The 12,062-nt window shown below is 27.4% G+C and carries 9 protein-coding genes; 4 read left to right on the forward strand and 5 right to left on the reverse strand.

Annotation, left to right across the window (positions count from 1 at the left end):
- The first annotated feature begins 144 nt into the window (after nucleotides 1-144).
- The 4 genes from CP965_RS04905 (at nucleotide 145) to CP965_RS04925 (ending at nucleotide 5,883) form a co-directional block, all read left to right on the forward strand.
- On the forward strand, nucleotides 145-2,382 hold the full coding sequence (locus CP965_RS04905) for a TonB-dependent receptor domain-containing protein (protein ID WP_129060960.1): 2,238 nt from the start codon (nucleotides 145-147) through the stop codon (nucleotides 2,380-2,382).
- Nucleotides 2,383-2,908: 526 nt separating this feature from the next.
- On the forward strand, nucleotides 2,909-4,741 hold the full coding sequence (locus tag CP965_RS04915; RefSeq protein WP_129060962.1) for a PepSY-associated TM helix domain-containing protein: 1,833 nt from the start codon (nucleotides 2,909-2,911) through the stop codon (nucleotides 4,739-4,741).
- Entirely contained in the window at nucleotides 4,738-5,058 is a 321-nt protein-coding gene (locus CP965_RS04920; protein ID WP_129060963.1) for a DUF3325 domain-containing protein, read from the forward strand. Before CP965_RS04915 ends, CP965_RS04920 begins: the two co-directional genes overlap by 4 nt.
- Nucleotides 5,059-5,070: 12 nt before the next feature.
- Nucleotides 5,071-5,883 (forward strand): DUF4198 domain-containing protein, encoded by an 813-nt coding sequence (locus CP965_RS04925; RefSeq protein WP_129060964.1) that lies wholly within the window; start codon nucleotides 5,071-5,073, stop codon nucleotides 5,881-5,883.
- 36 nt (nucleotides 5,884-5,919) lie between these two features.
- Here CP965_RS04925 and CP965_RS04930 read toward each other — a convergent pair whose 3' ends face one another.
- The 5 genes from CP965_RS04930 to CP965_RS04950 form a co-directional block, all read right to left on the reverse strand.
- Complete coding sequence (locus tag CP965_RS04930; protein WP_129060965.1) at nucleotides 5,920-7,131, reverse strand: ABC transporter permease; 1,212 nt, start codon at nucleotides 7,129-7,131, stop codon at nucleotides 5,920-5,922.
- Nucleotides 7,131-7,835: an ABC transporter ATP-binding protein gene (locus CP965_RS04935; protein WP_206732258.1), complete on the reverse strand. Its 705-nt coding sequence runs from the start codon at nucleotides 7,833-7,835 to the stop codon at nucleotides 7,131-7,133. The genes CP965_RS04930 and CP965_RS04935 overlap by 1 nt, the downstream gene beginning before the upstream one ends.
- Nucleotides 7,835-9,088 (reverse strand): efflux RND transporter periplasmic adaptor subunit, encoded by a 1,254-nt coding sequence (locus CP965_RS04940; RefSeq protein WP_129060967.1) that lies wholly within the window; start codon nucleotides 9,086-9,088, stop codon nucleotides 7,835-7,837. Before CP965_RS04940 ends, CP965_RS04935 begins: the two co-directional genes overlap by 1 nt.
- The gene (locus CP965_RS04945; RefSeq protein ID WP_129060968.1) at nucleotides 9,088-10,281 is read right to left on the reverse strand and encodes a TolC family protein; all 1,194 of its coding nucleotides are present in this window, start codon (nucleotides 10,279-10,281) and stop codon (nucleotides 9,088-9,090) included. Before CP965_RS04945 ends, CP965_RS04940 begins: the two co-directional genes overlap by 1 nt.
- A gap of 145 nt (nucleotides 10,282-10,426) precedes the next feature.
- The gene (locus CP965_RS04950) at nucleotides 10,427-12,061 is read right to left on the reverse strand and encodes a cation:proton antiporter (RefSeq protein ID WP_129060969.1); all 1,635 of its coding nucleotides are present in this window, start codon (nucleotides 12,059-12,061) and stop codon (nucleotides 10,427-10,429) included.
- Nucleotide 12,062: the final 1 nt, after the last annotated feature.

Here is a 12,062-nt window from a genome sequence, read left to right on the forward strand (position 1 = left end):
AACTATATCTTTTCATAAAAGAGCAAGCCTTTAACGAATTTTAGCTTGCTCTTCTATGATTATAATAATAATTATCAAAAAAATCATTATTCTGTCATTTTTAATTAGTAAAATTAATTACAATTTTAAACAAGGGATGACACAATGAATAATAGAAAAAGTCTACTTTCATTAGCAGCAATTGCTTCATTAAGTATATTAAATGCAAATGAATCAACTTCAAACCTAGGTGACATAACAGTAACTAGTGCAGCAGGATATGAACAAAAACTCGTATATGCACCTGCAAGTATTTCAGTAATCACACAAGAAGATCTTAATAAAAAAGCCTATACAAATCTTTTAGATGCAGTAAAAGATATTGAAGGTGTAGATATTGGAGAAACTACAGATAAATCTGGACAAGGTACTATTAGCGTAAGAGGTATGGGTTCTGATTATACACTTGTATTAATTGACGGACGAAAACAAAATAATAACGGCGATATCTATCCTAATAGCTTTGGTGGATTACAATTTGCAAATATTCCACCTTTATCAATGATTGAAAGAATAGAAGTTGTAAGAGGACCTATGAGTACACTTTATGGTGCAGATGCAATGGGTGGTGTAATTAATATAATTACTAAAAAAATTGCAAATGAATGGTCTGGTTCAATAACAAAAGGTCAAACTTTCCAAACAGAAAGTTATTGGGGAAATCAAGCAACTACAGATGTTGCTATTATAGGGCCAATTATTAAAGATAAACTTGGAATTAGCATTAGAGGAAGCTATTATGATAAAGAAGAATCAAAACCCCAATGGGATAAAGACTCATTTAACAATAATGGTGTAATTGAAGATTCTAGTAAATCAAATAGTCGTTTTGGTGGTAATGGGAAAACAATGGATAACCAGAATTGGACATTTGGTACAGGTTTAACATTTACTCCAAATGATAATCATACTATTAGAGCTGATTTTGATATTGCAAAACAAAAATATGATAACACAACAGGTAGTGTAGGAACAATAGATAGCTATGATACAATCTATGATACTCAAAGAGTTGGATATGCAGAATATCAAAGAATGGAAAGAGAACAATACTCTTTATCTTGGGAAGCAGATTGGAGCTTAGGTAGAAGTACAGTAGGTATTCATCACATAGAATCAAAGAATTTAGGAAGAAGTCTACCTTTAACTGCAGAACAAAGACAATATATTGAAGAAAATAAATCTAACTGGGCAGATGTAGATGAAGCTTTACAAGACCCAGTTTTTGCAGGACTTATGCCTAGACCAATAAGAGCTTTAGAATCAAAAAATACAACATTTAGTGCAAAATATGAACTTCCATTAGAAAACCATTATATTGTAATGGGTGCAGAATATTTGGAAGCTTCAATGAAAGATGGTGTTTTTGGTATGAATGAAGGGAAAACAGATGGAGAAAAAGAGTATTATCAATACTCTGCTTTTATAGAAGATAGCTGGAATATTACAGATCCTCTAACTTTTACAATTGGGGCAAGGTATGATAAACATGAAGACTTTGGAAGTCATGTTAGTCCTAGAGCATACTTAACATATGTATTAAATGATAGCTGGACAATTAAAGGTGGTGTTGCTACAGGGTATAAAACTCCAAAAACTTCTGACTTACAAGAAGGAGTTACAGGATTTGGAGGACAAGGAACTTCTCCTTGGATAGGAAACCCTGACTTACAACCAGAAGAAAGTTTAAGTAAAGAAATTGCAGTTTATTATGAACATCCAGATAAACACAATTTTAATATAACTGTATTTCAAAATGATTTTGAAGATAAAATTGAAAGTGATGATGCTATTGGTGGTATAGCACAAGAATGGCTTGATTTAGGTTATGATCCAAAAATGAAACAAAATGTTGGGGAAGCAGAAATCTTAGGACTTGAAATTGCTGGAAAATACTTTATTTTAGATAATTTATCTATTAAAATGAACTGGACATATATGGATTCAGAAATTCAATCAGATGATCCTTCTACAAATGGACGACCTCTTACAAGTAGTCCTAAACATATGTATAGTGCTACTTTAGACTATCAAATAATACCTGATTTAAATACTTATTTACAATATAGAGGAGAAAAAGACAGGTTTAATTCAAGATATAAATCTGGTACAGAATACAAAGATTTATATTATAAAGATTACTCTATTTGGAATCTAGGTGCTTCGTATAAAGTCAATAAAAATCTAACTTTTAATGGTAGAGTTAATAATCTATTTGATAAAAACTTTATGGAATACAATGCCATTGCAAAAGGTTCAGGTAGAACACCTTACTATTATGAGCAATATAGTAATATTTCGGCTGGTAGAAACTTTTGGATTAGTCTAAATTATACATTCTAAAATATTAAATTTTAATATCTAGATAAATATCTTTGCCCAAGTCTTTTGCGAATTTTTGACTTGGGCATATGAACTATCATTTTTTAATCATTTTTTCATACTAAAATAATTTATTAACTCTATAAAATTAAATATTTTAATATAGAAAAAGTTATTAATATTCCGTTAATATTTGTTAATTTTGAATTAATATTTTATTAGTATTATTTCAATTTGATAACAATTGTTAATATTGTAATAAAATAAACATGGGAAATAAAATGGGAATACTCAGAATTTTAACAGCAGGATTTGGGGGCTATTTATTAGCTTCTCTGGTAACAGTGACTTTGACCTTTGCCCTGCCCTTTTCGAATAAAGTAGAAGCAATTTCATTTGCGACAATGATGTCATTTTTAGTGTGGTTAGGTTTTATCCTATACTCTTTTAGTAGTGTACAATTAAAAAGTTTACTGATTCAACTTACATTTATATGTATAAATCTTTTTTTAATTAATACTTGTTTAGTCGGAATAAAAGGTTAACAATGGAAAAAGGTTTTAGAGAATCAATGAGGTGGTTACACACCTGGAGTGGTTTAATTGTAGGTTGGCTTTTATTTGCTATTTTTGTAACAGGAACAAGTGCTTATTACAGAGAAGAAATAAATCTTTGGATGAAACCTGAATTTCATAAATCACAAGTTTCTGAAAAAACTATACAAATAGCTGTAGATAAAGCTATTGAAAATACTAATAAATCAGATAATGTAAGTGTTACTTTACCAGATAGTAGAAATAACTTAATAGCCATTAGAGCTGAAAAAAAATCTAATACAGAAACACAAAAAAAACAAAGAACACAAAAATCAGAAAAAACAAATAGTCAAGCTAAAAATAGTAATGAAAATAAAAAAAGAGTAAAAAAAAGAAGAACTCCATCTATATATTATGATGCAACTACTGGAGAGTTGATAGAAGATACAACAAAAACAGCAGGTGGTAACTTTTTATATAGATTTCACTTTGAACTTTATGGTATTCCTAAACTTATAGGTAGATGGATTGTAGGAATTGCTACAATGGCTATGCTTGTTGCAATCATCACAGGAATACTTATTCACAAAAGAATTTTCAAGGATATTTTTACATTTAGACCAAAAAACAATACAAGAGGTTGGATGGATGCTCATATTCTTCCTGCCGTTGCTGCTTTACCTTTTTTAATAATGATTACTTATTCTGGACTTTTACTCTTTGGAAATCTAATGTTTCCTTATGGGATGAAAGCTTATTATGGAAATGACTTTATGGCCTATAGGCAAGATATTATGCGTGCATATAGTACAGATTCTAATAAAGATATAAATAAAGAGAAGGCTAAATCTCAAAAAGAGAATAGAGTAAAAGTAGTAAAAACATTCGAGGAACAAGAAAATAAAAATATTAACAGAATTGTAAATGCTTATGCGTTAAGAGATATAAATAGATATCAAAATAATAAAAATGCACAAAGATTAATAAGTACAAATGCAAGTAGACAAATTGCTCTTTCAAAAAAGAATACCTTTTCTAATAATATTTCAAAAGAAAAACTATTGACAATCTTAAATAAAGCAGAAAAGATTTGGCCTGAAAATATAGGTGGTTTTTCTATTGTAAAAAAAGGAAATAATACTTTTGTCGAGATTACTCCAAAAGACCCAAGTACTCTGTTTAGTAACCGCATGGCTAGAGAATCTATTACATATAATGCCAGAACAACAGAGTTGATAAAAGAAGTAAATCCACCTGTAATAGATAGTGTGGTTTTAAATACCAATACAGCATTTAGGTCTTTACATGAAGCAAAATTTGCTGATTCTACTTTAAGATTTGTTTTCTTCCTTGCAGGGATTATGGGTACTGTTATAGCAGGAACAGGACTTGTATTATGGATAGAAAAAAGAAAGAAAAAGAATCTTAAGGATAAAAGTTTTGGTTTTTGGCTTGTTGAAAAATTAAACCTTGGTACTATTATGGGATTATTTATTGCTATTGCTATTTTCTTTATTGCCAATAGAGTTATTGTAATTGAAGAAAATGAAAGAAGGTCTTTAGAAATATCTATATTCTTTATTGCTTGGTTACTTTCATACATTCATGCTTTCCTTAGAAATACTTCAAAAGCATGGAAGGAACAACTACTTTTTGCAACTGTATTATTTTTTATAATACCTATTTTAAATGCAATAGTTGTATTTGATAGTTTCACTCAAATTATCAATAGAGATAATATTTTTATATATTTTGATATTTTTTCTATCTTTATTGCATTAGTATTTTTACTTGTACGATTTATTCTAATAAGAAAAGATAAAAGAAAAGGAGAACAAAAATGATAATAGGTACATATTTAGCATATCTTAGTTTAATATTATTCTCTTTTTCATTAGAAAAACACTTTAAGGAGGTAATAAAAAAAGATGTAAACAAAGTTTTTAAAAATATTGCAAAAATCTTAGGATATATATTTTTAATTTGTTCACTAATCATTTTGATAAATGATTTAGGTATTTCTTTAGGCTTAACATATTTAGTAGGTATATTGGCAGTTTTAACTTTATTAATTGCTTTTATTTATACCTATAAACCTAAAATTATTATCAAGTTAACGATAGTGTTATTTATAATCTCACTATTAATTTCAATCTTATAAAAAAGGAAAAAAATGAAAATTTCAAAATTAATACTAGCAGGAGCTATAACAACAAGTACATTATTAGCTCATGGTTTTTGGTTAAACTCTTTTGAGGCAACTTCACATGGAAGTAAACTTGTAACAGTAGGTATAGGAACAGGTCACAATCCGACAATAGAGGACTCTGTTTCAGATAGAGTTAAACTTAAATCATTTGATTTAATTACTCCTGAGGGTAAAGCAATTGCTCTAAAAAAACCCCTAAAAGGTCTTAAAGATATTTATGATAAAGATAGTTTAAAAATCGTAGATAGTAATCTTGCAATGCAAAAAATATCTTTTGGTAAAGAATCAGAAAAAGGAACATATACTGCAAGTTTAGCAACACAAACAGGTACTTTTATAAAATATCTTGATAAAAATGATAAAACAAGATTTACAACAAAAAGTAAAGATGAAATTAGAAATTTAAAAAAGATATTATCTACTATTAAAAATACAGTATATGCAAAAACTTATTTTGTAAATAAATCTTGGACTCAACCTAAAGCTGTAGGTCACGAGCTGGAATTAATCCCTACAAATGATATTTCAAAGTTATATATTGGAGATACAATTACTTTTAACGTACTTTATAAAGGTAAACCTCTTGAGAGTGGTTATGTAACTGCAAAAAGTGCATTAAATAAAGGAGATAATGCTCTATTTTCTAATGTTAGAAAAGGTAAAGCAAAATTTGTTTTAACAAACTTTGGACAATGGATGTTTACAGTGAATAATAAAAAAGATCAAGATGAAGTTACTATTTCAGATACGGCATCTGCAACTATTAATATTCAATAACTATTTAAATAAAAATCACGAATTTAATCGTGATTTTTATTCATACCTTAATGCATCAATTGGATTTAATCTCGCAGCCTTTCTAGCTGGGAAATAGCCAAATACTACACCAATTAATGTTGAAAAAACAAAAGCTATTAAAATTATTTGTGTATTTATTATAAAAGGTAAACTCATAAAATGAACAACAGAAAACCCTATTGAAAGTCCAAAAACAATACCAATAATACCACCAAGAGTTGATAAAACAACTGATTCAACTAAAAACTGTAATAAGACCTCACTTTCCATTGCACCAATAGCAAGTCTTGTACCAATTTCTCTTGTTCTTTCAGTAACTGAAACAAGCATAATATTCATTATTCCTATTCCCCCTACAAGTAAAGAAATGGCAGCAATTGAACCTAAAAGATAAGTTAGCATTTTTGTTGTAGAAGTCATTGTTGAAAGTAAATCTTCCATATCTCTTATATAAAAATTATTATCTTCACCAACTTTAATAGCTCTTCTTTCTTGCATAAGTGAATTAATATTGTTCTTAGCTCTTTGTATATTTTTACTCTCATTTATTGAAATCAGAATTGACTTAATATCTTTGTTTCCTTGTATTTTTCTTTGAAACATTTTAAGAGGTACAACTATTATTTCATCTTGATCTCTACCAAAAGCAGCAGCTCCTTTTGATTCTAAAACTCCAATAACTGTGCAACCAAAATTTTTAAGTCTAATTTTACTTCCTAAAGGATCTTCTTCTTCAAAAAGTTGTTTTACTATTGTTGTACCTAAAATACAAGAAGTTTGTCCAAAACTTAATTCACTTTCATCAAACTCTCTTCCACTTTTTAAAGGCCAATCTTTTATTACAAAATAATCATTACTTGTTCCTACAATGCTAGTAGTATAACTTTTATTTAAATATATAGTATTTACACTACTACTATTTTCTGCGGCTACTGCTTTTACATTTTGGATTTCACTTTTTATAGCATTTATATCTTCTTGTTTAAAAGGTCTAGCACTATTATCACTTCTTACACGCCCTCTTCTTTCCTGCCCTACTCTTAAAGTAAGCATATTTGTTCCAAGTTTAGAAATATCTTCTTGAACTTTTGCAGTAGTACCATCTCCTATCATAACCATTGCAATAACAGAAGCTACCCCTATTACAATCCCTAATATTGTAAGTATTGATCTTAAAATATTTCTTTTTATCTCTTTTAAAGCTATTAAAAAGGCATTTATTAACATTATTTATATCCTTTTTTCAAACTATCTTCAATATGACCATCTCTAAAATATATTATTCTACTTGCATATTTTGCCATTTCATCTTCATGGGTTACCATAATAATTGTAATCCCTGATTCTTCATTTAACTTTCTTAATAAATCCATTGTTTCTATACTCTTAATACTATCAAGATTTCCTGTTGGTTCATCTGCTAAGAGAACTAAAGGATTTGTAACTATTGCTCTTGCAATTGCCACCCGTTGTTGTTGTCCTCCTGAAAGCTCTGCTGGAGTATGATGAACTACACTTTCTAAACCTACTTTTTTTAAAGCTTCAAAGGCCATCATTTTTCTTTGTTTTACAGGAACTTTTCTATAAATTAAAGGTAACTCAACATTTTCTAAAGCACTTGTTCTTCCAAGCAAATTAAAACCTTGAAAAACAAACCCTAAATAATTTCTTCTTATTAGTGCCATTTGATTTCTATTCAATTTTTCTACATTTATTCCATCAAATAGATATTGACCACTAGTAGGAGAATCTAAACAACCTATCATATTCATAGAAGTAGATTTACCACTACCACTTGCCCCCATAATAGCTACAAATTCGCCTTTTTTGATTGAAAAACTAACCTTATTTAAAGCATAAGTTTTAGCTTCACCTTTTCCATAGGTTTTTACTAAGTCTTTAAATTCAATTATCGTCTTTTTTTCACTCATCAATTACTCTTTTGTGAAACAATAATTTCATCATCTACCTTAAGTTTTTTTGATTCAATACTTGTAAATTTTCCATCTGTTTCTAAAACTTTAACCATTACTCTTTTTATTTGATTATTTTCTAAAATATAAACAGCTTTAAAAGTAGCTTTACCTAATTCTTTTGGTTTTCTTTCAGCTCTTTTTCTTCTTGGAGGACCTACAAGACTCACACCTCTTTCTTTTTTTTCTAATTTTGCCGTAGGTTTAAATCTCAAAGCACTATTTGGTACCAATAATTTATTTTTTAACTCTTTAGTAATAATTTTAGCACTAGCAGTCATTCCAGGTCTTAGAAGTAACTTTTCATTTTCAACCAAAACTATAGTTTCATAAGTAACTACTCCACCTTCTTCTACAGGATTAAATCTTACTTGTTTTATTTTACCTTTAAAAGTCTCTTTAGGGTAAGCATCAACTGTAAAAGTAACATTAAGTCCTTCTTTAATATCTGCAACATCTGCTTCATCAATACTTACTATTAAATCCATTTTAGATAAGTCTTTTGCTAAAGTAAATAAAGTTGGTGTTGACATTGAAGCTGCAACTGTTTGCCCAACTTCTACTGCCCTATTTAAAACAATTCCTTTAATCGAAGACTTTACAACTGCTTTTCCTAAATTTTCTTCATCTGTTTTTAGATTATATTCAGCTTGTAAAACTCTGGCTTTTGCTGCTTCATAAGAAGCTTGAGCGCTTTCATAAGAAAATCTTGCATCATCAACATCATTTATTGAAGGATATTTTCCTTTTGACTGTTTAAACATATTAGAAGTTCTTGTATAAATTAACTTTTTATTTTTTACATTAACTTCACTTTCTTTTAAATTTGCCTTTGAAATAGATAAAGAAGCTTTAGAACTATCAACTTGTGATTTAAGTTTAGTAGTATCTAGTTTTGCTAAAACTTGCCCTACTTCAACATTATCATTAAAGTCAACATAAATTTCATTTATTGTTCCAGAAACTTCAATACCAATATCAACACTATTTGTAGGATTTAAGTTTCCTGTAGCCATAACTGTTACTTGTAAATCACCTTTTTTTAACTTTTGAGTATTATAAGAGATTTCTTCATTAGTATTATCTTGTTTTATAAGAAATAAATAAATAAAAAAGAAAGTTAAAATTAAAACAGCTAATATCCATATATATTTTTTCTTCGAGCTTTTTTTATTATGTGCATATAATTGCTCTTGTAAAGTTGAATCCATTAATTATTTACCTTTATTTTAAAGTACAATTTTGCATATTCCAATTGCATATTTATATCATTTATTACTAAATCATACTCATTTATTTTTTTTGTATTTTTTAATATCTCTAAATCATAATCAGATGACATTCCTACAGCATTTGATGCCTGATTTACTTCTATTAAATCATTATAAAGTTTTATATTATCTTCTATAATTTTGTTATATTCTCTATAAGTATCAATCTTTGTTAAAGTTTCATCAAAGTCTTTTGAAATTTCATTTTTCAAATCTATTAGACTAAGTTTTTGTTTAATAACTTCTAGCTTTGCTTTTTCCAAAGTTGGTTTTTTATTGATATCATATAAAGGCATAGATAAACTAAGCCCTATTGCCCCAGAAGTATTATCACTTTTTTCATCACTTACTAAGTTTTCATTATGGGAATAAGAAATAGAAGTGGAAACACTAACTTTTGGTAAATAATTTGTTTTTTGCTTTTTATAAGAAGTATCTGCTAAATTAACTAAAGAGTTTTCATATAATAAATCAATATTTTTCTTTAAATATTTTTCTTTTTCAATATTATCAAAATTTATTAATGATATTTCATCATATTTAAGATTTGTATATTTAGCTAAGATTAATTCTTGTTGCTTTAAAGAATTCTTTAGATTTACATTTTGCTGAAATTGGCTATTTTTTGCCATAATTGCATTATTTAATTCTGTAATATCAGTATCACCATTTTCATATTGAATTCTTTTTAAAGTAAGTTCTATTTCTTTATTTTTTAATTCATACTCACTTTGCTTTAATTCTATATTTATCTTATTTATTTCCAATAAAGTTTCATAAACTGTTTGAAGAATCTGTTTATTTTGATTTTCCCAAGCTAGAAAATCTGATTTATATTTTTCATTAGCATACTTTATAGTAAATTCTATTCCACCTGATTCATATATACTTTGAGAAAATCCCAAAGATACACCTTTACTTAGACTATTTGTTTCTTCACTAAAAGAATGATTTCTATTTAAACTTGAATTTATATTTATAGGAGATATCCATTCATTTTTTGAACTTTCATGTTCCTCTTTTAAAATTTTCTTTTCAAGTTCTCTTAACTCTTTTTTGTCTTTGTTTAAAATATCTAAGTTATCTGCAAAAAGGGAAGTATATAAAACCCCAACAAGCAATATTTTTTTCAAACTTTTCTCCTTTTATAAAAGAAATTATAAAAATATCTTTTAAACCATTTATAAATATTAGTTTAATGATTTCTTAACAAGAGTAATATTAATAATTACTACTATAAATAGGCTATAAAAAAAGTCTCTTTTTATGAGACTTTTTTTAATCATTTTGTTCTTTGATAAAATCTACTTTACAAACTTTAGTCTCTTCTACTAAAGCACGAGCAACAACATCATCTTCAACAATAATATGTTCTAAATGCAATGATTCTAATTCTAATTTTTCACTAAATCTTGTTACTTTGACTATTGTTTTTGTATTGTGAGTTAAATCATTAATAACTTCACATACTAAATGAAGTTTTTCTGGATTATTAATAGCAACAATTACAGCACAAGCATCTTTTATATTAACAGATTCTAAAAGATGTTTATGAGCGGCATTTCCATAAATTATTGGTTCATTATCATCATATCCCATTTGAAAATACTTAAAATTACTTTCTATAATTACATAGTTATGTCCATCAATTCTTAAATTACTTGCAATTTCTTGACCTAAGTGTCCATAGCCAAGTAATACTATATGTCCCTTTGTATCTTTATCAATATTATAAGTATCTGGTAAAACCAAGGTATCCTCTGCTAAAAGTTTTGAAGCAATTGAAGATAGATTTTTTAAAATAATTGGTGTTAATATCATTGAAATTACAATTGTTACAATTAAAATTTGAGCATGAGTTGGGTCTACAAGATTTCTGCTTCTTGCAAGTTCTAAAATTGCAAGGGAAAATTCTCCTATTTGAACTAAAGAAAGTGCTGTTTTAAAAGCAATTCTTTTAGTATCATCAATTCTTACTAAGAAATAAATAATTAAATATTTTAAAGATACTAATACTGGAAGTAAAATCAAAATTATTAGAATATTATTTGCTATTACTTGAAAGTTAATTTGCATTCCAACTGTTATAAAAAATACACCTAATAAAAGATTTCTAAAGGGTGTAAGGTCTGCTTCAACTTGATGCTTAAATTTAGTTTCACTAATCATCATTCCTGCAACGAAAGCACCAAGAGAATAAGTAAAACCAAAATAATGGGCTAAATATGAAGCCCCAATTGCAATCAGTAAAACAGAAGCTACAAAAAGTTCATCGGATTTAGATTTTGAAACATGTTCAAAAAATGGTTCCAATAAAAACTTTCCTACAACATATAATAAACTTAATAAAATCAATGCTGAAATAGTTGTTTTAAAGATTAAGAAGCTTACACTTTGGTCACCATCTGCAGCAAAAAGTGATATCATTAAAAGAATTGGAATTACAGCAATATCTTGCATAATTAAGATTCCAAGAATTCTTTGTCCATGTCTTTTTTTTATCTCATTAGTTTCATTATAAGTCTTTAAAACAATGGCTGTAGAAGATAAAGATAATGCAGCACCGATAATCAAAGATGTTCTAAAATCAAAATTAAAAACTAACATACAAATAGTAATTACAAAAATGGTAGTTACTATAATTTGTAAACTTCCTGTAAAAAAAACTTCTTTTCTCATTCTTTTTAGATGTTCAAGAGAAAATTCCAAACCAATTGTAAACATTAAAAAGACAACACCAAACTCTGCAATTTCTTTTAAATCATGATTATTTACAGCATTATGTAAATCAAAAACATAAGCAATTATAGTACCTGTTAAAATATACCCAATTATTGTAGGTAAATGAAATTTTTTTAATAATAAATTAACTACTATTGCTATAAGTAGTGTCCAAACAATAATTCCTAGCATC

This window comes from Halarcobacter mediterraneus (genome assembly GCF_004116625.1).
GTDB lineage: Bacteria > Campylobacterota > Campylobacteria > Campylobacterales > Arcobacteraceae > Halarcobacter > Halarcobacter mediterraneus.

Bases quoted from the DNA above. Each gene is read 5' to 3' on its own strand.
- CP965_RS04905 (WP_129060960.1), top strand. From the start codon at position 145: ATGAATAATAGAAAAAGTCTACTTTCATTAGCAGCAATTGCTTCATTA.
- CP965_RS04915 (WP_129060962.1), top strand. From the start codon at position 2,909: ATGGAAAAAGGTTTTAGAGAATCAATGAGGTGGTTACACACCTGGAGT.
- CP965_RS04920 (WP_129060963.1), top strand. From the start codon at position 4,738: ATGATAATAGGTACATATTTAGCATATCTTAGTTTAATATTATTCTCT.
- CP965_RS04925 (WP_129060964.1), top strand. From the start codon at position 5,071: ATGAAAATTTCAAAATTAATACTAGCAGGAGCTATAACAACAAGTACA.
- CP965_RS04930 (WP_129060965.1), bottom strand. From the start codon at position 7,131: ATGTTAATAAATGCCTTTTTAATAGCTTTAAAAGAGATAAAAAGAAAT.
- CP965_RS04935 (WP_206732258.1), bottom strand. From the start codon at position 7,835: ATGAGTGAAAAAAAGACGATAATTGAATTTAAAGACTTAGTAAAAACC.
- CP965_RS04940 (WP_129060967.1), bottom strand. From the start codon at position 9,088: ATGGATTCAACTTTACAAGAGCAATTATATGCACATAATAAAAAAAGC.
- CP965_RS04950 (WP_129060969.1), bottom strand. From the start codon at position 12,061: ATGCTAGGAATTATTGTTTGGACACTACTTATAGCAATAGTAGTTAAT.